Annotated in this window: 21 protein-coding genes; 4 read left to right on the forward strand and 17 right to left on the reverse strand. The window is 46.5% G+C overall.

Annotated features, from left to right (window positions below):
• Genes ICN26_RS03190 through ICN26_RS03210 form a run of 5 tightly spaced genes read right to left on the reverse strand, consistent with a single transcriptional unit; the run spans nucleotide 1 to nucleotide 3844 of the window.
• Entirely contained in the window at nucleotides 1–1332 is a 1332-nt protein-coding gene (locus ICN26_RS03190) for a glycosyltransferase (RefSeq protein ID WP_216266847.1), read from the reverse strand.
• Nucleotides 1333–1356: 24 nt separating this feature from the next.
• A complete protein-coding gene (locus tag ICN26_RS03195; RefSeq protein WP_216266849.1) occupies nucleotides 1357–2337 on the reverse strand; it encodes an aspartate carbamoyltransferase catalytic subunit in 981 nt (326 codons plus the stop codon).
• The gene (gene pyrR / locus ICN26_RS03200; protein ID WP_216267635.1) at nucleotides 2334–2840 is read right to left on the reverse strand and encodes a bifunctional pyr operon transcriptional regulator/uracil phosphoribosyltransferase PyrR; all 507 of its coding nucleotides are present in this window, start codon (nucleotides 2838–2840) and stop codon (nucleotides 2334–2336) included. The genes ICN26_RS03195 and pyrR overlap by 4 nt, the downstream gene beginning before the upstream one ends.
• Nucleotide 2841: 1 nt before the next feature.
• On the reverse strand, nucleotides 2842–3249 hold the full coding sequence (gene ruvX / locus ICN26_RS03205; RefSeq protein ID WP_216266851.1) for a Holliday junction resolvase RuvX: 408 nt from the start codon (nucleotides 3247–3249) through the stop codon (nucleotides 2842–2844).
• 10 nt (nucleotides 3250–3259) lie between these two features.
• Nucleotides 3260–3844 carry a YqgE/AlgH family protein gene (locus ICN26_RS03210; RefSeq protein ID WP_216267634.1) on the reverse strand — a complete coding sequence of 195 codons (585 nt, stop codon included), beginning with the start codon at nucleotides 3842–3844 and terminating at the stop codon, nucleotides 3260–3262.
• A gap of 142 nt (nucleotides 3845–3986) precedes the next feature.
• On the opposite strand from ICN26_RS03210, the gene ICN26_RS03215 reads away from it, so the two are divergent.
• Together ICN26_RS03215 and ICN26_RS03220 are read left to right on the forward strand one after the other, a co-directional pair.
• Nucleotides 3987–5477 (forward strand): cryptochrome/photolyase family protein, encoded by a 1491-nt coding sequence (locus ICN26_RS03215; RefSeq protein ID WP_216266854.1) that lies wholly within the window; start codon nucleotides 3987–3989, stop codon nucleotides 5475–5477.
• Nucleotides 5478–5513: 36 nt separating this feature from the next.
• Nucleotides 5514–6353, forward strand: a complete 840-nt coding sequence (locus ICN26_RS03220; RefSeq protein WP_216266856.1) for a symmetrical bis(5'-nucleosyl)-tetraphosphatase — start codon at nucleotides 5514–5516, stop codon at nucleotides 6351–6353.
• Between the two features lie 25 nt (nucleotides 6354–6378).
• On the opposite strand, the gene hemL is transcribed toward ICN26_RS03220, so the two are convergent.
• The 10 genes from hemL to ICN26_RS03270 form a co-directional block, all read right to left on the reverse strand.
• Complete coding sequence (hemL, locus tag ICN26_RS03225) at nucleotides 6379–7671, reverse strand: glutamate-1-semialdehyde 2,1-aminomutase (RefSeq protein WP_216266859.1); 1293 nt, start codon at nucleotides 7669–7671, stop codon at nucleotides 6379–6381.
• Nucleotides 7672–7727: 56 nt separating this feature from the next.
• Nucleotides 7728–7898 carry a rubredoxin gene (locus ICN26_RS03230; RefSeq protein WP_011902084.1) on the reverse strand — a complete coding sequence of 57 codons (171 nt, stop codon included), beginning with the start codon at nucleotides 7896–7898 and terminating at the stop codon, nucleotides 7728–7730.
• 23 nt (nucleotides 7899–7921) lie between these two features.
• Nucleotides 7922–9388, reverse strand: coding sequence for a THUMP domain-containing class I SAM-dependent RNA methyltransferase (locus ICN26_RS03235; protein ID WP_216266861.1), 1467 nt, complete (start codon nucleotides 9386–9388; stop codon nucleotides 7922–7924).
• A 42-nt stretch (nucleotides 9389–9430) separates the two neighbouring features.
• Nucleotides 9431–9856, reverse strand: coding sequence for a CopD family protein (locus tag ICN26_RS03240; RefSeq protein ID WP_046331053.1), 426 nt, complete (start codon nucleotides 9854–9856; stop codon nucleotides 9431–9433).
• Between the two features lie 33 nt (nucleotides 9857–9889).
• The gene (locus ICN26_RS03245) at nucleotides 9890–11176 is read right to left on the reverse strand and encodes a glutamate-5-semialdehyde dehydrogenase (protein WP_255534354.1); all 1287 of its coding nucleotides are present in this window, start codon (nucleotides 11174–11176) and stop codon (nucleotides 9890–9892) included.
• Between the two features lie 33 nt (nucleotides 11177–11209).
• On the reverse strand, nucleotides 11210–12271 hold the full coding sequence (holA, locus tag ICN26_RS03250) for a DNA polymerase III subunit delta (protein WP_216266864.1): 1062 nt from the start codon (nucleotides 12269–12271) through the stop codon (nucleotides 11210–11212).
• Between the two features lie 19 nt (nucleotides 12272–12290).
• Entirely contained in the window at nucleotides 12291–12818 is a 528-nt protein-coding gene (locus tag ICN26_RS03255; protein ID WP_216266866.1) for an LPS-assembly lipoprotein LptE, read from the reverse strand.
• 36 nt (nucleotides 12819–12854) lie between these two features.
• A complete protein-coding gene (gene leuS, locus ICN26_RS03260) occupies nucleotides 12855–15527 on the reverse strand; it encodes a leucine--tRNA ligase (protein WP_216266869.1) in 2673 nt (890 codons plus the stop codon).
• A 40-nt stretch (nucleotides 15528–15567) separates the two neighbouring features.
• The gene (gene dapB, locus ICN26_RS03265; protein ID WP_216267637.1) at nucleotides 15568–16368 is read right to left on the reverse strand and encodes a 4-hydroxy-tetrahydrodipicolinate reductase; all 801 of its coding nucleotides are present in this window, start codon (nucleotides 16366–16368) and stop codon (nucleotides 15568–15570) included.
• A gap of 68 nt (nucleotides 16369–16436) precedes the next feature.
• A complete protein-coding gene (locus ICN26_RS03270) occupies nucleotides 16437–17156 on the reverse strand; it encodes an outer membrane protein assembly factor BamE (protein ID WP_216266871.1) in 720 nt (239 codons plus the stop codon).
• Nucleotides 17157–17199: 43 nt separating this feature from the next.
• On the opposite strand from ICN26_RS03270, the gene fur reads away from it, so the two are divergent.
• Nucleotides 17200–17658 (forward strand): ferric iron uptake transcriptional regulator, encoded by a 459-nt coding sequence (gene fur, locus ICN26_RS03275; protein WP_082091945.1) that lies wholly within the window; start codon nucleotides 17200–17202, stop codon nucleotides 17656–17658.
• A gap of 105 nt (nucleotides 17659–17763) precedes the next feature.
• On the opposite strand, the gene gap is transcribed toward fur, so the two are convergent.
• A complete protein-coding gene (gene gap / locus ICN26_RS03280) occupies nucleotides 17764–18792 on the reverse strand; it encodes a type I glyceraldehyde-3-phosphate dehydrogenase (protein WP_216266874.1) in 1029 nt (342 codons plus the stop codon).
• A gap of 56 nt (nucleotides 18793–18848) precedes the next feature.
• Entirely contained in the window at nucleotides 18849–20843 is a 1995-nt protein-coding gene (tkt, locus tag ICN26_RS03285; RefSeq protein ID WP_255534355.1) for a transketolase, read from the reverse strand.
• Nucleotides 20844–20886: 43 nt separating this feature from the next.
• Between tkt and ICN26_RS03290 the strand changes: the two genes are divergently transcribed.
• Nucleotides 20887–21648, forward strand: coding sequence for a 16S rRNA (uracil(1498)-N(3))-methyltransferase (locus ICN26_RS03290; RefSeq protein WP_216266876.1), 762 nt, complete (start codon nucleotides 20887–20889; stop codon nucleotides 21646–21648).
• Nucleotides 21649–21689: the final 41 nt, after the last annotated feature.

The following is a 21689-nucleotide window of genomic DNA, read 5'->3' on the forward strand; positions in this document are numbered from 1 at the left end:
TTAAGTAAGTACTTTTTGAGTCTCTACCATTATTTTCTCTACAGCTTGATCAACTCCGACTGGTAGCCACTTGGGCTCTATCAATTGCTGCTTTTTCCAATCGAGCCAAATTCTTTCTAAAGCTAACTCTACGGCCTGTGGATCACTCTGTGGACTTAAGTAGGCGCCCCGATCCAGCAACATCTGGTCTAACTGGGGGTTGCGGTGAGTAATTCCCCAAATCGGTCTACCCATCCAAAGATAGTCATAGAGCTTTGAGGGAATGTACTCAGCACACCACTCATCATTACCATGCAACAGAATTAAGACATCAGCCGCCTGCATTCTCTCCGCCACACGCTCTCTGCCAGACTTACCAGTTGCAAGATCTTTCTCTAAGCGGCCATGAGCTACCAATAGATCATCGAACTTGAGGTCTTTCAGAGTTTCAATAGTTAGTGGGTCTAAAGGTGCACCATAGGCATGCACCCGTATATATTCTCTCGCCTCCGGATGCTTACTAAGTAAGGGAACCAAGGCATTCAGGATGGTTGATAGCGAACGATCATTTGCCAAAGATCCAAAGTGGCAAAGGTTCAATTGCTTGGCGTAGCTATGCGCTTGATTGGCATCCAGCCCACTAGGTGGTTCAGCTCCTGGCATCAAGACAAACCCATATGCATTGTCAGGCATATTGAGATTAGGATTACGTAGCTTTGCGTAATGCAAAGCACCATCGGTAAACCACCAAGCTAGATCCGCATATTGGCAAATTTGCTTTTCTAGGTATTGACGAAATTGGGCATCACGATTTTTAGGTTTATCAAACCCAGGATCGATCGGACTCTGACGTATTACCAGTGGATCGTGAATTTCTACAATCCAAGGTAGGCCGGTTTTTTTCTTTAGCCACAAGCCTGCTAAATGTGCAGACCAAGCACCACCAGTCGAGTAAATCACATCTACCTTACCCTCCCTGATTAACTTTAAGCCATGCACATAGGCTGGCATTGCCCAAGACCATTGACTAGAGTAACCAAGGAAGAATTTCTCCAGCGCAATAAATGGCGCGAGTAATAAAGAGACTAAACCAGTAGATACTTTATAAAAGAGTCCACGACCATACTGGTTGGCAAACCAATGGCGGAAATCAAAACGAAACGCCGCAGGACCCCAAGCCAAAAATTGCTTGTGCGGGAACCGCGCGTCTTTAATGCCGGTGATAGCGCTAAAGACATGAGGCTGGATGCCAGCATCCAATAGATAGGGAATCTTGTCGGTAATAGTCAGGCTAGATGCCCGACCATCCATATTGAAACCATGCGACAGGATTAACCAGTTCTTTTTTTGCATTAGTGCAATTGTTCTTCGTGGCGACTAGTTACCAGCAACAATAGACATCACCGCCATGCGCACCGCGATGCCAAAGGTTACTTGATTCAGGATGACTGATTGGGGGCCGTCCGCTACTACCGAATCAATTTCAACACCACGATTCATCGGTCCTGGATGCATCACGATGGCATCAGGCTTTGCCAAAGCTAAACGGCTAGGCGTTAAGCCATACTGCTTAAAGAAAGCATCGCCCTCTGGAACTTGACCGGCCTCCATGCGCTCTTTCTGGATACGCAAGGTCATGACAACATCCACGCCTTTAAGCCCCTCTTCCATGCTGTGGAATACCTTTACTCCCAGCATATCTAAGTCACTTGGCAAAAGACTCTCAGGTCCAATCGCACGAATATCCGTACAACCTAAAGTTCTCAAAGCGCAGATATTGGATTTAGCAACTCGGCTATGCACAATGTCACCCACAATCGCTACCTTCAGACCACTAAAGTCTTTCTTGAAGTAGCGCATCGTATACATATCCAATAAGCCTTGGGTAGGATGCTGATGACTACCATCACCAGCATTAACTACGTGGACATGCGCAGGAATATGTTGAGCGATTTCAATCGGCGCCCTAGAAACGCTATGGCGCACTACAAAAATATCCGCCTGCATTGCCACTAAATTGTCAATCGTATCCAAAAGACTTTCGCCTTTTGCAGTTGAAGATGTAGAGATATCTAAGTTAATGACATCTGCAGATAAACGCTTGGCAGCAATCTCAAAAGTAGTACGAGTACGGGTAGAGTTTTCAAAGAACAAATTGAAGACGCTCTTGCCACGAAGAAGTGGAACTTTCTTCACTTCTCTAGCAGGGTCCGTCACACTCACAAACTGTTGTGCTGTATCGAGGATGTGGAGGATATGCTCTTTTGGTAAACCCTCTAAAGTCAATAAATGGGTTAGCTCACCAGCGGCATTAAATTGATTTACCGGGGCGTTTACCAAGTCGTTAATTCCGCTCATGCTGCGCGCTCCTCTAATTGGAAGCTGAACTTGCCAGCGCCATCTTTTTCTAAAACTAAAATTTGATTATTCGAAACACTCACCCGCTCTCCAACAAAGTCAGCAAAGATTGGCAATTCACGATTCTCACGATCCGCCAAAACCATCAATTCAACTTGCGCCGGCCTACCAAAATCAAATAACTCATTGAGAGCTGCACGAACTGTGCGGCCAGTTAGCAAAACATCATCAATCAAAATCACGTTTGCGCCATTGACCTCAAAAGGAAGGTGTGTAGCCATCGTGCTGGCGGTACGAAGCGCTGTCATGCCCTTCTCCGCATAGTCATCTCGATGAAAGGCCACATTAATTACACCAAAGTGGGGAAGATTTAAATCCGCAGCTAAACGCTCCGCAATCCAAGCCCCGCCCATTGCAAGACCAGCCAACTCAAATGAATCACCAGCCTTTTTGCGCTGATTCAAAGTCTCTAGTAACTTCAAATAGGACTGCTCTGCATTCATCTCAACTAATCCAATTCTTCTCAAGAAAATACTGCTCCAAAATCAAGGCCGCAGACTGCGCATCCAAATTGTCTCGCATATCAGGATCACCCTCTAAAACAGCAGAGGTATAGCGCTCATCCACCCACTCCACTGGCAACTGAAAGCGTCCGTGAAGCTGATTGCCAAAGCGACGAGCTTTGGCACTCATCTCATGCTCTGTACCGTCAGGATGGCACGGCAGCCCCACCACCAACTGATTTGGCTGCCACTCTTTGATCAGCGTCTGAATAGCCCTAAATCGCACATCCTCAGATGGCTCCTCAATAACCTTTAAGGGCTGGCCAGCTTTGGTCATAGTATTGCCAACAGCAATACCAATACGCCGCGTCCCATAGTCAAAAGCCATGATGGTTAGCTCCGCATTCATCCCAACACCCTCAGGCATGCCCTGCCTCGCCTGATAAATGAGAGGGGTCAAATCCTAAGAGACCCATGGTCCGTTCGTAGCGCTGACTAGAAGGAGTATTAAAAATAATCTCAATCATTTGCTGCTGGGACAGGGGGACGTTGATCCAGCCATTGAGGGTGATTTCCTCCTCTAACTGGCCAGCACTCCAACCTGCGTAACCCAAGGTCATTAAGAATTTACTGGGCCCAGAACCTGTTGCTACTGCTTCAAGCACATCCTTAGAGGTCGTCATGGTCAAACCACCTGGAACTGCTAAGGAGGAGCTGTAAGCCACCTCTGTAGTTGGTTCGTGCAAAACAAAACCACGCTCGATTTGCACCGGACCACCAAAATAGACCGGTTGCTCAGACACTGGCTCAGCCTCCAGCTTGACCTCAATTTTCTCAAATAAAGCGCCCATATCGAGCTCAGTTGGGCGATTGATTACCAAACCCATTGCACCCCGTTCGGTATGTTCGAAAAGATAGATAACTGAACCTGCAAAATTGGGGTCGACCATGCCTGGCATGGCAATCAGGAATTGGTTTGCTAGATGGTCAGCGGAAAAAGAAATGGATGACTCATGCGATAAGGCTGAATTCGAAGCCTGAGAGGCTTCTGTGGAGGCTTTCTTGGCCGTGGTCATATTAGTTTTATTTTACAGAAAATCTAATGCAATCAAGCACTTTTCTTCAATAAGCCATAATATGTTGCCTATGCAAAAAGCTCTCGTTTGGCTCCGTCGCGACCTGCGTCTTTACGACAACGCAGCACTTCACCACGCCCTTAAAAATAATGCCCAAGTTTGGCTAGCGTTCATCTTCGATACCGAAATTCTAGATCCCCTGAAGGCAGATGGTCAGGCGAGTAGCGGCTTAACGCATGATCGACGGGTCGACTTCATTTGGCAGGGCCTGCAACAAATAGATGCGCAATTACGCAAACAAGGTGGCGGACTCATTGTTCAATACGGTAAACCCACTTCCTGCATTCCGAAAATTGCTGAGGCTTTGGGTGTCAATACCGTTTACACCAATCATGACTATGAGCCATCGGCAATTTCACGTGAGGCCTCGGTTACCAAATCACTAGATAAGCTTGGCATTGAATTCCAGACCTTCAAGGATCAAGTCATCTTTGAGAAAAAAGAAATTCTCACCAATTCCAATACCGTCTTCTCAATCTTCACGCCATACAAAAATAATTGGCTCAAGACGCTACAAGAAAAAGACATTGCCGCTTATGACTGCGATCCTAAAAAAGGTCAGTTAGCCGCTATTCCCACATTATTAGAGACACCCCTCCCATCACTAGAGTCTATGGGCTTTAGCCCGACTGGGATTGAAACTTACCTCCCACCAGGATCTGAAGGTGGCCAAAGTTTCCTAGAGGACTTCCTCCACCGCATCGATCAATATCAAATCGGTCGAGATTTCCCTGCAATCAAAGGTGTGAGCTATCTATCCACACACCTCCGCTTTGGCATGCTCTCCATTCGCGGCTTAGTACGCGAAGCACATCGCCGCATGCTTGCCGGCAGTATGGGTGCAACGATCTGGTTAAGCGAGCTAATCTGGCGTGATTTTTATTTCATGATTCTGGCCAATCATCCACGTCTAGCCGAAGGTGCAGCCTTCAAACCAGACTATGACAATATCGAATGGGAAGGTGGAGCTACTGCCAAGAAGCTATTTAAAACTTGGTGTGATGGCAAAACGGGTTACCCATTGGTGGATGCTGCTATGTGCCAACTGAACCAAAGTGGCTATATGCATAACCGGCTACGCATGGTAGTTGCCAGCTTCCTCACTAAAGATCTAGGTATTGATTGGCGCTGGGGTGAAATGTATTTTGCAAAACACCTCAATGACTTTGAACTATCTTCCAATAATGGTGGATGGCAATGGGCCTCCTCCTCAGGATGTGATGCGCAGCCCTACTTCCGCATCTTTAACCCCATTACCCAATCCCAGAAGTTTGATCCTGAAGGCAAGTTCATTCGCCGGTATTTGCCACAACTAGATAAGCTCTCCAAGAAATCCATTCATGCGCCTTGGGAAGCTGGCCATATCGAGTTGGAAGCAGCTGGCATTCTTCTGGGTCGCGACTACCCCCTACCAGTCGTGAATCATGATGAAGCACGCAAAAAGACCTTAGTACGTTACAGCGTAGTTAAAAAAGTAACTCCTGAGGATTCGGCAACTTAATTACGATCTTTAGCGCGTTCCGCTTTAAGATAGAGCATGAGCAAGATCTATGCCGTAGGTGATATTCAGGGTTGTTTGCCCTCATTAAAGGCGCTCGTCAAAAAACTCCCCAAGCAGTCTAAGATGATTTTCTTGGGCGATCTTGTGAATCGCGGTCCTGACTCCCTGGGTACCCTGCGTTACTTAAAACAATTACAAGAAGAAAAACGTATTGAGTGCATTCTCGGAAATCACGACCTGCACTTGCTTGCAGTAGATGCTGGCATTCGAAAAACTAAAGGGCTAGATACCGTCCAACCTATTCTAGATGCACCCGATAGAGAAGAATTAGTTCATTGGTTACGCCATCGGCCCATGGCATTGTGCAATGGCAAGGTATTAACTGTCCATGCAGGCGTAGTACCTCAATGGGATCTGCAGCAAACGATTGAATGCGCGCAAGAAGTGGAAAAAGCGCTGCGCAAAAAGTCTTATAAAGATTTTTTAGCGAATATGTATGGCAATACTCCAAATAAATGGAGTAACTCACTGAAGGGTTATGAGCGCTTACGTGTCATCACTAATGCATTAACTCGTATTCGTTTTTGCACTCCAGCCGGCATGATGGAGTTTGAGAGCAAGGAAGGTTTTGAGGATGGTCCCAAAGGCTACATTCCTTGGTTTAAAACTCCCAAGAGAAAAACACAAGACTCCCTGATTTACTTCGGGCACTGGTCCACTCTAGGACTACTCCGATATGAGAATATCATTGGCCTCGATACAGGCTGTGTCTGGGGTGGCAAGCTCACCGCTATGGAAATTCCGGAGTCAGGTAAGCCGAGCAAAAAACTAGAAATCATCCAAGTAAATGGCTATGACCATCCACTTAGAATGTAATTCTGACTCTACCTCTTAAGGTTTCTTAAAGCTTCTTAAATGCAGTTTTCGCAGCAGTGATGATTTCTTCTAAGACTGCATTGTCATGGGTAATAGAGGTAAATCCAGCCTCATATGCTGATGGTGCTAGGTACACACCTTGATCCAGCATCAAGTGGAAGAACTTTTTAAATGCTTCAATATCGGTTTTAGTCACCTCCTCAAAAGAAGTTGGGACTTTATTGGCAAAGTAAAAGCCAAACATTCCACCAACACTATCCACAGCGAACGGCACCCCAGCCTCATCCGCAGCCAACTTCAAGCCAGCCATCAGTTTTTCAGTTTGCCCAGTCAGGCAATCGAAGAAACCTTCTCGAGAAATAATCTCTAACGTCTTTAATCCTGCTGCTACGGCTACTGGATTACCGGACAAGGTACCCGCTTGGTAAACATTTCCCAAGGGAGCAAGTTTGGACATGATTTCTTTTTTACCGCCAAAGGCTGCCATCGGCATGCCACCACCCATCACTTTGCCAAGGCAAGTGAGGTCGGGAGTAATCCCTTGTAGAGATTGCGCACCGCCTAAAGCAACCCTAAAACCCGTCATGACTTCGTCGTAAATGAGAACGCTGCCATGCTGGCTCGTCAACTGACGCAGTGTCGAGAGAAATTCTTTTGAAGGTTTAATGAGATTCATATTGCCAGCAAACGGCTCAATAATCACCGCGGCAACCTGATCACCCTGCTTATCAAATACTTCTTTCAGTGCTGCCACATCGTTATACGGCAATACCAGTGTGTGCTTCACTAGATCATTGGGAACGCCACCAGAAGAAGGTGCATTTTGAGTCGAATCTGCAAAGGTCAAAAGGCCAGAACCCGCCTTTACTAAAAGACTGTCGGCATGACCGTGATAGCAACCCTCAAACTTAATAATCAGATCGCGCCCTGTGAAGCCACGTGCCAGACGCAAAGCACTCATCGTTGCCTCAGTACCACTCGAGACCATACGAATTTGCTCAATGCTCGGCACCAACTGGCAGATGCGTTCGGCTAATTCAATTTCACCTTCGGTAGGGGCGCCGTAGCTAAAGCTGGTTTCTGCAGCTTGCTTGACTGCTTCAACCACTTCTGGATTCGCATGGCCCGCAATCATCGGGCCCCAAGACATAATCAAATCGATGTAGCGCGTACCTTCAGCATCCCAGAAATACGGGCCTTTGGCTTTAGCAACAAAACGTGGTGTACCGCCGACCTGACGAAAGGCGCGTACTGGAGAATTCACACCCCCAGGGATTGTTTTTTGTGCGCGCTCAAATAAGATGTCATTTTTTCCCAAGATACTTTTCCCGATTTAGCTAATGAATTTAAATATTGCTTAATTAAATTGATCTATTAGATCGCCATCATTTCAAAGTCTTCTTTGCGTGCACCACACTCAGGACAGGTCCAATTCATGGGCACATCTTTCCAAAGCGTGCCTGGCGCAATACCCTCTTCAGGTAAACCTGCAGCTTCGTCGTAGACCCAGCCACAGATTAAGCACATATATGTTTTGAATTCCATTACTGTCTTCCTTATTTATCTTTTTATTTTAAATCGGATATAGCGTCACGCTTTTGATGCATCTCGAACTTAAATAATCTGCATTCCAGGGGGCCATTAAATAAAGGGGTACGCTTAGACTCCTTAATGCGCAACTGCCCGGGCAAGGCCATATCCGCAGTCAATACAAAGACATTCCAGCCACCAAAAGTATCCTTGAGATGCTGGCCAAACTGCCTCAAAAATTCCACAAACTTAGGGTCCTGCTCTTCTTGAGCTTGTAGCTTTTTGAGAGACTCGCGGCTAGAGCGTTTAGCACTTTGACGTCCTGTCTCTAGATTAAAGGCATAGCGATCTTCTGGCTCTTCAGCTTGTTCGTATGTGTCTCGCTCCATTTCGCCGCCTCCAGCGCGATCCTGGCCTCGTCCACCCTTAATGACTAAGCGTTCACCATAAGGCGGGTTCAATAGCATCACACCATTTTGATTATTTACTGGCGGTCTACTTGCTAAAGCATCAATTTGACGCGTTACTGGCAATCCAGGCAACTGAGCCCGTTGCCAGTTGCTTTTAAACATCGCTACCAAGCGCTCGTTAATATCACCACCGCTAATACCCAAAGACTCTGAATCTGGGAACTGTTTACGCCTCTCCAACATCTCAGAATGTACAGCGTCTTTCAAAGTCGCCCAACGCTTTTGCTCGGTAGCCTCATTAAATGGCTTGAGTCGCTGAAATCCAAACCCATGAGCGGAAGTTACTAATGGGCGATAGGCTAATCGACTCGGCTTCGCGTCATCACCGTACATCCCCGCCCGAATAGCACCTGGCGGAATAGCTAAAGCTATTTGTGCAGCCTCAATCAAAAAGGTGCCACTACCGCACATTGGATCAAATAAAGTTTGCGAAGGCTTCCAGCAGGTAATTGATAAGATACCGGCCGCAAGATTTTCTTTTAAAGGTGCATCGCCCTTTTCATCTCTCCAGCCACGTTTGAATAAGGCCTCACCTGAAGTGTCCAAATAGATCGTGGCATGAGTTGCAGTGAGATGCGCCTGTACCCGCACATCCGGAAATGCGGTATCAATACTGGGGCGATCACCAGTGACATCACGCAAACGATCAACAATCGCATCCTTGATTTTCAAGGTTGCAAAATTTAAGCTCTTCAATGGTGAACGATGGGCTGTCACATCAACGCGTAAAGTTTGTTTAGAAGAAAACCATTCCTCCCAAGCTAAACCACTAGCCAACTTATACAAATCTTCTTCCTGACGGTATGTCGATTCCGCCATCTGTAGCAATACTCGACTCGCAATACGTGAATGTAAGTTCAATGCCATGGCGGCAGATATTGGCGCCGCCAAACCTACTCCACCCGTAGGACTCGTAGGCGTAGGATCAATCACCCAGGCACCCAAGGCTTTACAGTCAGGGCGCTGCGCAATACTTGCTAGCTCTTGTGCAAGAGGCACTTCCAGTCCGCCTGGACAAACAACAAAAAATCTCATGAGGCTAGCAATCTAAAAGGGATGGGATGAAATAAAAAAAAATTAAGGCTTAATGACTACCAAAGCGGTAACGATCAGAAGAAGGAGGACTGGCGCTTCGTTAAACCAACGATACCAAACCCCTGAATGGGTATTGACACCATTACGGAACTTTTTGAGCAAACCCCAACAAGCATGGTGATAGCCGATTACCAGAAGTACAAAGAACATCTTGGCATGCATCCATACCTCGCCAGCACCTATTCTGAAGTGCAACCACAAAGCTAGGCCCAGCAATACGGCAGGTACTGCCAATATAGTCATAAATCGAAATAAGCGATTCGCCATTCCTAGAATACGTGCATAGACCTCAGGATTTTTTTCATCAGCCAAGTTCACAAAGATACGCGGGAGATAAAACAAGCCTGCGAACCAAGATGCAATCAAGACAATATGAAAAGTCTTGGTCCATAAATATGCATTGCCCATAATGAAAAATTTCTGTTCTGTAATGAAACTGGATTAAGTACGAATCTCGCCATGACCCATGACGATGTATTTGAGAGAAGTGAGACCATCCAAGCCCACCGGGCCACGAGCATGTAGCTTGTCATTCGAGATGCCAATCTCTGCGCCAAGACCATACTCAAAACCATCTGCAAAACGGGTACTGGCATTGACCATGACGCTGGCACTATCGACTTCACGCAAAAAGCGATTGGCTTGCGCTTGATTCTTAGTAATGATGGCATCAGTATGTTTACTACCGTATTGTTCGATATGACCCATTGCTTCGTCGATATCCGCAACAGTTTTAATCGACAAAATGGGTGCCAAATATTCTGTTTGCCAATCTTCTTCAGTGGCATTGACTAAGTCTTTAAAACCAGCTGCCTCAAGAGTGCTTCGGGTTTGATCATCAACACGCAACTCCACACCCTTGTCTTGGTAGATCTTACAAAGAGCTGGCAAGACTTGAGGTGCAATAGTTTTATTCACTAAAAGTGTTTCCATCGCGTTACAAGGGGCATAGCGTTGGGTCTTGGCGTTATCACAAATCTTAATCGCCATCGCGATATCTGCGTCAGCATCAATATAGGTATGGCAGATACCGTCCAAATGCTTGATCATCGGCACACGTGCCTCCGCCATCAGGCGGGCGATCAAACTCTTGCCACCGCGTGGCACGATCACATCAATATATTGGATCATGGTGATCATTTCGCCAACAGCAGCGCGATCTGTGGTGGTCACAACCTGCACCGCATCCATGGGTAAATTGGCAGCATCTAAACCTTCTTGAATCAATTGCGCCAACAAGGTATTTGAATCAATTGCCTCTGAGCCACCGCGCAAAATGACGGCATTGCCTGATTTGAGACATAGCGCCGCAGCATCAATTGTCACATTTGGACGAGATTCATAAATGATACCAATCACACCAAGTGGCACACGCATCTGACCGAGCTCAATACCGGAAGCCTGCTTTTGCAATGGCGTTATTTTGCCAATCGGATCTTCCAAAGAAACAATTTGTTCCAAACCTAATGCCATAGATTCAATGGTCTTTGGCGTCATCGTAAGGCGATCAATAAACGCTGCATCTTGACCATTGGTTTTTGCTCGAGCAACATCGAGTGCATTCACTCGGACAATTTCTTCAGACCGCTCACGAACCAACTTGGCGATATGCAATAAGGCCTTATTTTTCTGCTCGCTAGATGCCCGCGCCATTGCGCGTGATGCCTGACGAGCACGTCGGCCAATATCTTGCATCATTTGCTGAATGGTATTTGTTGAATTACTCATATATTTACTATGTCAAAATTAATATTGTTTTATCTAGCGCAATAAATTACCCACCAAACGCAAGCCATCCCAAGGATCTGCCGGTAATTCTGCCGCCTGCAATCCCTTAGCCTGACGATCTAAACCTGCAGCCACCTGCATTGCCCTGCGCAACCTCAAAGGCTGAACACGCTTTAAAGCCATCGGATATAAACGCTCCTTATTACCCCAGATGCGGTTAGCGCGCATTAAATTCTGTACAGACTCTCCAGCATCGCTTGCTGCTTTCAATTTCGATAGTATCCGAAGCTCTTCAGTTACGCTCCACAGAATCAGGACTAGGGGCTCACCCTCACCCTTAAGGCCATCTAACATGCGATTAAGGCGAGGAAGATCGCCAGCTAACATCGCTTCAGTTAATTCAAAGACGTTATAACGAGCCACCTTCAAAATGGCCGACCGAATTTGTTCCTCGGTAAGGACGCCGGCAGGATGCAACAAACCCAGCTTCTGAATTTCTTGATGAGCGGCAATGAGGTTTCCCTCTACCTGCTCAGCAATGAAGGCTAAAGCACGCTGCCCATCTGGACCAGACTGAACTTCTTGACCCTGCTTTTTTAGGCGCCCCGCAATCCACTGTGGCAATTGCGCGCGATCCAAGGAATCCAATTGAATCGCCATACCCGCCTCATCCAGAGCGCTAAACCAAGCAGAGGCTTTAGTCTTACTATCCAACCTGGGCAGGATGATGCAAAAAATCGTATCTGGTCCATCAGACCCTAGCGACTGAGACTCGATTTGGGCGGAAAACTGCTTAAGCGCATCAGCACCATCACGCCCAGGCTTACCTGTTGGTATGCGCAACTCAACCCAGCGCTTATCCCCAAATAAAGACATGGTTTGGCCAGCACTTAACAAAGCGCTCCAATCAAACCCACGCTCTTGCAATAAGACTTCACGATCGGTGTAACCCATTTTTTTAGCAGTGGCACGCAACTGGTCCATTGCCTCCATCATCAGGAGGGGCTCATCACCGCTAAATATGTAGAGAGGCTTTAATGAAGCCGCTGAATTCAGTGACTTCAAATGAAGCTGTAGGGCATCGCTCTTAACCATGCGATTTGATCGTCATTCTCTAAAATCTTCGAGCCTGTGGTGCTCGAGCAGATGCAGAAACACGACGCAGAATTTGCACTGCAAGATCTCTGCGCATCAAAGATAGAAATTGCTGTATTTGGACGTCGGTCGCCAAAACAGTAGACACCGAGAAATCCATATCACGTGTCATATAGATTTCAGCTTCAGGCACAACATCCGCACCAGTATTGTCATACGCCCTAAATCCGACCCGTATATTTAAGCGATAGGCAGAGACTTGACCATTAGAGTTGTAGGCTAAGATCTCACGACCATTGAGATCGCTGGTAATTTCTAAAATGAGATCGGCATCTTTAGGATTGATAGCCACCTTAGCATCAGTACCCGTCAAAATAGCCGTCTGCAAGTCAGCGCGCAATGGTGGTGATGGGCTACCAGTAATCGCAATAACCTTGAATGGCAAATCCACCATGCCACGCAAACGATAGCCACAGGCAATCAAACCACTGACTGGAGCCAAGGCCAGAAACCCAAGCATGGTACGTCGAAGGTGATTTACGCGCATGTGTTTAGTTTCTATTCAAAATAAAGCGTTAGCGATCTAAGCAACAATGTTAATCAAGCGGCCCGGAACCACAATCACCTTTTTAGGTGCTGCGCCATTTAATGCTTTTACAGCTGGCTCACTTTGTAATGCCAAAGCCTCAATTTGCTCTTTAGTTGCATCCGCAGGAACACGTATATCGCCACGTAACTTGCCATTAATTTGCAACATGATGGTCAACTCTGTTTGAATCAGCGCAGCTTCATCTACTACAGGCCATGGCGCATCTAAAAGGGTGCCAAATGATTGATCGCACCCAATCTCATTCCAGAGAGCATGGGTCAAGTGAGGTACTACTGGGTAAAGCACCCGAATCAAAATACTCAAGCACTCACGCAATACAGCAGGTCGCACTGCAGTCTTATCACCGAGCTTTACAGGCTCTAAGACATTGAGCATCTTCATTGCCGCAGAAACTACGGTGTTGTATTGGCGACGCTGGTAGTCAAAGTTAGCTTGCTTCAGAATGGTATGCACTTCACGACGCAATTCTTTTTCAGCATCATTTAAATCGCTTGGCAATACTGGATCGGCAGCACGGATTGCATCCGCCTGACTACTAGAATATATCCAGACACGACGTAAGAAACGTGAGGCACCTTCTACACCAGCACTAGACCACTCAAGCTGCTGCTCAGGAGGAGCCGCAAACATCACAAAGAGGCGTGCAGTATCCGCGCCATATTGATCAATCAAAGCTTGGGGATCAACGCCATTGTTTTTGCTCTTAGACATTTTCTCAACACCACCAATAATGACTGGCGTGCCAGCAGTATCGCCTTTCAGCTTGGCGCTGAGAGGGCGGCCTTTGTCATCTAGCTCGAGCTCTACATCTAAAGGATTCAACCAAGTTTTTTTACCAGATGCTTCTTCAGAGTAATAAGTCTCATTGAGCACCATGCCTTGCGTCAGCAAATTCTGGAAGGGCTCATCAAAAGTAATGAGATTGAGATCACGCATGACCTTGGTCCAAAAGCGCGCATAGAGTAAATGCAAAATCGCATGCTCAATGCCGCCAATGTACTGATCCATTGGCATCCAGTATTCATTGCGGCTATCAACCATGGTCTTCGCATCTGGGCCGGTATAACGCATGAAGTACCAAGAAGAATCTACGAAGGTATCCATCGTGTCAGTCTCACGACGCGCAGGCTTGCCGCATTTTGGACATTTCACATTCAGGAAGTCGGCACGCTTATTGAGCGGGTTACCGCTACCATCAGGCACGCAATCTTCAGGCAATACCACTGGTAAATCCGCCTCAGGCACTGGAACTGCGCCGCAACCAGGATTACTCTCATCACCACAATGAATAATCGGAATCGGTGTCCCCCAATAGCGCTGACGAGAGATGCCCCAATCGCGCAAACGGTAAGTAGTTTTGATTTCACCAACACCCATTTGCTCTAAATCTTTAGCTACTGCATCAACCGCCTCTTCATACGATAGGCCATCGTACTTACCGCTATTAAGGCAAACGACATCATCCTTCTGGGCATACCAATCTTGCCAGTGGCTGATGTTGAACATATCCGATGGAGTACGCAAAGCAATCACTTGCTTAATCGGTAAGTCATATTTGAGGGCAAATGCAAAGTCGCGCTCATCGTGTGCGGGCACACCCATAACAGCGCCATCGCCATATGACATCAAGACATAATTACCAACCCAAACTGGCACAGATTCATCAGTCAGTGGATGCGTCACATACAAGCCGGTGAACATACCTTCTTTTTCTTGAGTGGCTAGATCAACTTCAATCACGCTACCTGTTTTACATTTCTCAATAAATGCAGCTAACTCTGCATTATTGGCGGCTGCCAATGTTGCTAATGGATGTTCAGCTGCAACGGCGCAGAAAGTAACACCCATGATGGTGTCAGCACGCGTCGTAAATACATACAGCTGACCATCTTGAACAAAGTTAGCATGCGCATCTGCAATCTCGTGCTTAAACGCAAACCGCACACCACGACTCTTGCCTATCCAATTTTGCTGCATCGTTTTAACGCGTTCTGGCCAACCTAAATCATCTAAACCAGAAAGTAATTGCTCTGCATAGGCGGTGATATTGAAGTAATAGCCTGGGATCTCACGCTTTTCAACTAGAGCACCAGAGCGCCAGCCGCGCCCATCAATCACCTGCTCATTTGCTAATACGGTTTGATCGATTGGATCCCAGTTAACCACCTGAGTCTTACGATAAGCAATGCCCTTTTCTAGCATCTTTAAAAAGAGCCATTGATTCCAGCGATAGTAATCGGGGCTGCAAGTAGCTACTTCGCGTGACCAATCAATTGCTAGACCCATCGCCGCCATTTGCTTTTTCATATAAGCGATGTTGTCGTAGGTCCATTTCGCTGGCGGTACTTTATTCTGAATCGCTGCATTTTCAGCGGGCATGCCAAACGCATCCCAGCCCATCGGCATGAGAACGTTATAGCCCTGCATGCGCAACTGTCTCGCCATGACATCATTGATGGTGTAGTTGCGAACGTGACCCATATGTAACTTACCGGATGGATAAGGCAACATAGAACAGGCGTAGTATTTTGGTCTTGGCTTGCCAGAAGAATCAACTGCGTTCTCGGCTACCTTATAAGCCTGCGCACTTTCCCAATCAGCGCGTGCTGCTGCTTCAATACTGCGGTGATCGTAATCCTTACTCATTCAATACAACTCTTTTCTTCTATTCTGATTTACTGAACATTCACTTACGCAGGCCAAGAACATCTTGCATGTCATAAAGACCGGAACTCTGAGCTTGTAAGAAGCGTGCAGCGCGCAAAGAACCTTGTGCATAAGACTGACGGCTAGAGGACTTATGGCTAATCTCAATCCGCTCACCCTCGCCTGCAAATAAGACAGTGTGATCACCCACAATATCTCCACCACGGATAGTGGCAAAACCAATCGAGCCAGCTTTGCGCTCACCGGTATGACCTTCGCGTGCATATACCGCAACATCGTCCAATTTCCCACCAAGCGCATCCGCAATCACCTCGCCCATTCGAAGGGCGGTACCAGATGGAGCATCCACTTTATGACGGTGATGGGCTTCAACGATTTCAATGTCGTAACCTTCATTCAACATCTTTGCAGCTATCTCTAATAATTTGAATGTGGCATTCACGCCAACACTCATGTTGGGCGCAAAAACGATGGCTAAATTTGCAGAAGCCTTTTTCAGGCTATCAATCTGTTCTGGACTAAGGCCAGTGGTACCGATAATCATTTTGCTGCCAGTCTTTTGCGCCACAGCTAAGTGAGCCATCGTGCCTTCTGGCCGAGTGAAATCAATTAAGAACTCAGCACCACTCAAAGCCTTTGCAATATCCGATGTAATGGTTACGCCAGTTTTTTTACCCAAGAACGCACCGGCATCTTCGCCAAGCAAAGGGCAAGACCCATGCTCAAGCGCACCAACAAGCTCAGTGTCAGTGCAGTTGAGCACAGCCTCGATCAACATCTTTCCCATGCGGCCGGTTGCACCAGCAATTGCAATTTTCATCATTTGTATCTTCGTTTCTTATTCAAGGTTGTCGAAAAACTTCACTCGACATCAACACAACTTTATCTTTACTTTGCTTCACTAGCCTGTGGAACGTTGAGAGTTCCAGGGCCTAACTGTTGAGGTACGGGCTGCGGATCTGGCGACTTTTTTGAAAAACTAAAAAAGTCCCAAAATGAACTACTGGCAGGAGCTGCAGGCACTGTAGCCCCGACGGGCAAATTATTCGTTGGGCTGGGAACCAGCAACTCAGGCTGCTGCAAAGGTGGAGTGACTGGTGGCTTATTTGATCCAGTCATAACATCCCAGAATGAGCGCTTCGTTTTTGCGTAGCCATCAATCTCAGCAACCAACTCGATATCGGTTGGTAATGCATCACCCTGAAACTTCACCAGCTTATCGCCTTCGAAAAATACTGTCACACGACGCTCTTTACTCATTTGTTGACCAGCGCGCTTAAATTCAAAAACATAGTCCCAGCGATTAGCATGGAAATAACTGGCCAGTAAAGGCGTTCCCAGAATTTGACGCACTTGCTCACGACTCTGACCAACTTGTAACTTAGCGTATTGCTCGCTAGAAATAAAGTTGCCCTGCACTACATCTGGAACATAAGGTCTAAAGACTTTATTCATCCAAGCGCGCTGGGTGTCATCGACAGCGCTGGTACAACCAGTAGCAATCATTACCGAACTAATAGCAGCGATAACTAAGCTCGTCCGAGCGAGGTCAAACATCTCAAAAATAGAGTTCAGTAGACGGGTAAAAAGTTGAAGGCAATTTTGCATGGCAGGCCGTATCATTAAGACATTGATTTTAGCTCCCAAACCCATGAATATGAACCAAAATCCGACTCCAGCAAATTTGCGCGACATTGGCCTGAAGGCAACCGGTCCACGCATGAAAATCTTGGACTTTTTTCATCAAAATAGTGGCACTCACTTTAGCGCTGAAGATGTCTTTATGGCTCTAGCTAAGAATGACAAAGAAATTGGTCTGGCCACGGTATATAGGGTGCTAACCCAGTTTGAGCAAGCAGGCATCTTGCTTCGCAGTCATTTTGAGTCCAGCAAAGGGGATAGTAGGGCTATTTATGAGCTGAATGAGGGTCAGCACCATGACCACTTGGTTTGCCTCGATTGCGGTCACGTTGAGGAGTTTGTAGATGAGGCAATTGAAAAAAGGCAGCGAGATATTGCCAAAAACCTGGGTTTTAAGCTCCAGGAGCACTCTTTAGCGATGTATGGACACTGCCAAAAGAAGAATTGTCGCAATAAACCAAAATCCTAATTTCGGAGGATAAAAGCAAATAACGAAAAAAGACCTCAATTGAGGTCTTTTTTGCATTTAAATCAGGATTTTAAGAACTTTTAGCCTCAAATCTTACCGAACCTTTTACTTTACAGCCATTAATGCCTGAGCAGCATTAAGCATCTGGACTGAGTAACCCCACTCGTTGTCATACCAAGCCAACACTTTGACCAACTTCCCGTCCGCAGATACGCGAGTCTGGGAAGCATCGTAAATACTGGGGCGAGGATCGTGGTTGAAGTCGATCGATACCAAAGGCAAGGTATTGAAACCCAAAATACCCTTCAATTCGCCTTCACTGGCTGCCTTGAGGATAGAGTTCACCTCATCCACACTAGTAGCCCGGCTGGCAGCGAAGGTTAAATCCACAACAGAAACGTTGATGACGGGAACGCGCATTGCAAAACCGTCAAAGCGCCCTGCTAAAGCTGGCAATACCAAGCCAACTGCTTTTGCAGCACCAGTCTTCGTTGGAATCATGCTGGTCACCGCAGAACGTGCGCGGCGCATATCCTTGTGATACACGTCAGTTAGAACCTGATCATTGGTAAAAGCATGAATCGTAGTCATCAAACCAGATTCAATTCCAATTTTTTCTAGCAATGGCTTAACCAATGGAGCTAGACAGTTAGTTGTGCAGCTCGCATTAGAGACCACGACATCGCTTGACTTCAGGACCTGCTGATTAACACCGTAAACAATGGTGGCATCCACATCTTTTTCACCTGGAGCAGAGATCAACACCTTCTTCGCACCTTGAGAAATATGCACCATGGCTTTTTCTTTGGAAGTGAATTTGCCTGAACACTCAAGCACTAAATCCACACCCAACTCACCCCAAGGAGTTTCCAAAGGATTACGAGTAGAGAACATCTTGATACGATCGCCATTGACCACTATGCAATCACCGTCTACCTTTACTTCAGCAGGAAAACGGCCGTGCGCAGAATCATATTGCGTCAGGTGTGCATTGATGTCGATATCACCCATTGCGTTAATTGCGACGATTTTGATATCGCGCCTAGGCTTGCCATTGACTTGATCTTCATACAAAGCACGTAAGACCATACGACCAATACGACCATAACCGTTAATTGCGACACGAATTGTCATTCCATTTCCCTTGCTAATTTTGAATTCTTAGATAAATACTTTGTTTCTTATGTTGTCTATTTATTTGCAATACATTGCTTCACTGTTTTAGCAATCTGATCGACCGTTAAGCCAAAGTATTCATAGAGTACAGGTGCTGGCGCAGATTCTCCGAAGGTATCAACGCCATGTACTGCTGCACAACCATACTTCCACCAGAAATCACTCACGCCCGCTTCAACAGCAATGCGCGGAATATCCGTCGGCAAAACTTTTGACTTGTACGCAGCGTCTTGTTGATCAAATACTGTCGTTGATGGAATCGATACCACGCGTATACCAAAACCCTCGCCCTCTAGACGCTCCGCTGTTTGCAATGCCAAGGCGATTTCTGAACCAGTAGCAATGATTACTGCCTTGATCTTTAATTTCTTGGGATCACGTAAAACATATCCACCGCGGGCAATATCTTTTACTTGCCGACTATTACGCGGCACAAATGGGCAATTTTGACGACTGAAGATCAAGGCGCTTGGGCCATGCTGACGTTCAATCGCAGCACCCCATGCAACTGCACTCTCAGTGGTGTCACATGGACGCCAGACCATCAAGTTCGGAATGAGACGCAAGCTTGCTACATGCTCAACAGACTGGTGGGTTGGACCATCCTCACCCAAGCCAATAGAGTCATGTGTAAAAACAAAGATACTACGCAATTTCATCAATGCAGCCATGCGCAATGCATTGCGACTGTAATCAGAGAAGGTTAAGAAGGTACCACCGAATGGGATATATCCACCATGTAAAGCGATACCGTTCATGATGGCACTCATACCAAACTCACGCACACCGTAGTTGATGTGGTTGCCCCATTGATCTCCACGCACAGCCTTGCATGAAGACCAGTTGGTTAAGTTAGAGCCTGTTAAGTCGGCAGATCCGCCCATGAACTCCGGCAAAGCTGGCGCTAATGCCTCGATCGCATTTTGACTGGCCTTACGAGTAGCAATTGTTTCTGCTTTGACTTCACAGGTTTTTAAATAAGCGTCTAAAGTTTTTGAAAAGTCTTTAGATAAATCGCCTTGCATGCGACGCTGCAATTCAGAAGCCAATTCTGGATATTTGTTTTTGTATGCCTGAAATTCTTTATTCCACTCATGCTCAGCAGCTTGACCACGCTTCTTGAAATCCCAAGCTTCATAAATATCATTTGGAATTTCAAACGGCGCATAGGGCCAGTTCAATGCAACACGGGTTGCAGCAATTTCAGCTGCGCCCAATGGGGAGCCATGCACCTTATCGCTACCGGCCATATTGGGAGAGCCTTGACCAATTGCAGTCTTGCAACAAATCAATGTCGGTTTGTCACTCTTCTTCGCTTTAGCGATTGCGCTAGATACAGCCTCTGCATCATGACCATCCACAGCACGCAGGACATTCCAGCCGTAAGCCTCAAAACGTTTTGGCGTATCTTCGTTGAACCAAGAAACTACTTTGCCATCAATCGAGATGCCATTGTCATCCCATAGTGCAATGAGTTTATTCAGTTTGAGTGTGCCAGCCAATGAACATACTTCATGACTGATGCCTTCCATCAAACATCCATCGCCTAAAAAAACATAGGTGTAGTGATCAACAATATCGTGGCCTGGGCGATTAAATTCCGCAGATAATAATTTTTCTGCCAGCGCCATGCCAACCGCGTTTGAAATCCCCTGACCTAGAGGACCGGTAGTGGTTTCTACTCCGGGAGTAATTCCATACTCAGGGTGGCCAGCAGTTTTGCTATGTAACTGACGGAAATTTTTTAACTCGCTCATCGGCAAGTCATAGCCAGTGAGATGCAATAAGGAATACAACAACATCGAGCCATGGCCGTTAGATAAAACGAAGCGATCACGATTCATCCAATGGGGATCGGTTGGATTGTGTTGCAAATGTTCATTCCACAGACCGACTGCAATATCGGCCATACCCATTGGCATTCCAGGATGCCCGGAATTGGCTTGTTGAACTGCATCCATGGATAAAGCACGAATGGCATTTGCCATGCGAATTTGAAGGTTTGACATCGTAAATTGGGTCTCGAGAAAATTAATTAGCTATATTTCAGTAATGCCTCAATTTTATCTTCCCGGCCCATGGGAAAACCAAAAGCCAAATCCCCTCACTCCTGAGCTCGCACATCACCTCCGCGTCCGCCGCATTCAAGTCGGTGAATTCTTCCCTATCTTTGATGGAAATGGTCAAGTTGCCCAAGCCAAACTGCTCTCGCTGGGCAATAAATCAGGGGAAGCCGAGTTGAGCGATATTCGCCAAGATACGCATCGTGAGAGCCCCTATGCTATTACCCTGGCGCAAGGGCTTGCTGGAGGCGACAAGATGGATTGGGTGGTTGAAAAGGCTATAGAGACTGGGGCTCAGCTTATTGCCCCATTACAGTGTGAGCGCTCAGTGATTAAATTAACCCGCTCTAGTGATGCTGAACGTGCCCAAAAGCGTCTTTTGCACTGGCAAGGCATTGTTCAAGCAGCTTGCGAACAATGTGATCGCACAGTGTTAGCTACAGTAGAGCCTGTTCAAAGTTTTGCAAGTTATCTACAGAAGACTCAAAAAGCTAAACTTAAACTACTTTTAAGCCCAGATACCGATAAAAGCTTACATTCTGTTTTAGTGGATAACCCACCGCAGGATGTCATTTTGATGATTGGGCCCGAAGGTGGACACTCCCCAGAAGAGGAAGCACAAGCTCAGGCAGCGGGTTATCAAATAGTTTCCCTGGGTGATCGTGTATTGAGAACTGAAACTGCTGGAATTGTGGCCATTACTGCTGTTCACAGTATTTGGAGCCCAGAAATGCAAAATCGCCTCAAATAGAGGCGGTTTTTGCTGATTTACTGCCTTATTGCTTATTCTTT

The sequence above is a fragment of the Polynucleobacter hallstattensis genome, from assembly GCF_018881835.1.
GTDB classification, from domain to species: Bacteria; Pseudomonadota; Gammaproteobacteria; order Burkholderiales; family Burkholderiaceae; genus Polynucleobacter; species Polynucleobacter hallstattensis.

What these genes read in the sequence shown, in the direction of transcription:
- ICN26_RS03190 (WP_216266847.1), bottom strand. Translation starts at nt 1,332, where the DNA reads ATGCAAAAAAAGAACTGGTTAATCCTGTCGCATGGTTTCAATATGGAT.
- ICN26_RS03195 (WP_216266849.1), bottom strand. Translation starts at nt 2,337, where the DNA reads ATGAGCGGAATTAACGACTTGGTAAACGCCCCGGTAAATCAATTTAAT.
- pyrR (WP_216267635.1), bottom strand. Translation starts at nt 2,840, where the DNA reads ATGAATGCAGAGCAGTCCTATTTGAAGTTACTAGAGACTTTGAATCAG.
- ruvX (WP_216266851.1), bottom strand. Translation starts at nt 3,249, where the DNA reads ATGAATGCGGAGCTAACCATCATGGCTTTTGACTATGGGACGCGGCGT.
- ICN26_RS03215 (WP_216266854.1), top strand. Translation starts at nt 3,987, where the DNA reads ATGCAAAAAGCTCTCGTTTGGCTCCGTCGCGACCTGCGTCTTTACGAC.
- ICN26_RS03220 (WP_216266856.1), top strand. Translation starts at nt 5,514, where the DNA reads ATGAGCAAGATCTATGCCGTAGGTGATATTCAGGGTTGTTTGCCCTCA.
- ICN26_RS03230 (WP_011902084.1), bottom strand. Translation starts at nt 7,898, where the DNA reads ATGGAATTCAAAACATATATGTGCTTAATCTGTGGCTGGGTCTACGAC.
- ICN26_RS03235 (WP_216266861.1), bottom strand. Translation starts at nt 9,388, where the DNA reads ATGAGATTTTTTGTTGTTTGTCCAGGCGGACTGGAAGTGCCTCTTGCA.
- ICN26_RS03240 (WP_046331053.1), bottom strand. Translation starts at nt 9,856, where the DNA reads ATGGGCAATGCATATTTATGGACCAAGACTTTTCATATTGTCTTGATT.
- ICN26_RS03245 (WP_255534354.1), bottom strand. Translation starts at nt 11,176, where the DNA reads ATGAGTAATTCAACAAATACCATTCAGCAAATGATGCAAGATATTGGC.
- holA (WP_216266864.1), bottom strand. Translation starts at nt 12,271, where the DNA reads ATGGTTAAGAGCGATGCCCTACAGCTTCATTTGAAGTCACTGAATTCA.
- ICN26_RS03255 (WP_216266866.1), bottom strand. Translation starts at nt 12,818, where the DNA reads ATGCGCGTAAATCACCTTCGACGTACCATGCTTGGGTTTCTGGCCTTG.
- leuS (WP_216266869.1), bottom strand. Translation starts at nt 15,527, where the DNA reads ATGAGTAAGGATTACGATCACCGCAGTATTGAAGCAGCAGCACGCGCT.
- dapB (WP_216267637.1), bottom strand. Translation starts at nt 16,368, where the DNA reads ATGAAAATTGCAATTGCTGGTGCAACCGGCCGCATGGGAAAGATGTTG.
- ICN26_RS03270 (WP_216266871.1), bottom strand. Translation starts at nt 17,156, where the DNA reads ATGCAAAATTGCCTTCAACTTTTTACCCGTCTACTGAACTCTATTTTT.
- fur (WP_082091945.1), top strand. Translation starts at nt 17,200, where the DNA reads ATGAATATGAACCAAAATCCGACTCCAGCAAATTTGCGCGACATTGGC.
- gap (WP_216266874.1), bottom strand. Translation starts at nt 18,792, where the DNA reads ATGACAATTCGTGTCGCAATTAACGGTTATGGTCGTATTGGTCGTATG.
- tkt (WP_255534355.1), bottom strand. Translation starts at nt 20,843, where the DNA reads ATGTCAAACCTTCAAATTCGCATGGCAAATGCCATTCGTGCTTTATCC.
- ICN26_RS03290 (WP_216266876.1), top strand. Translation starts at nt 20,887, where the DNA reads ATGCCTCAATTTTATCTTCCCGGCCCATGGGAAAACCAAAAGCCAAAT.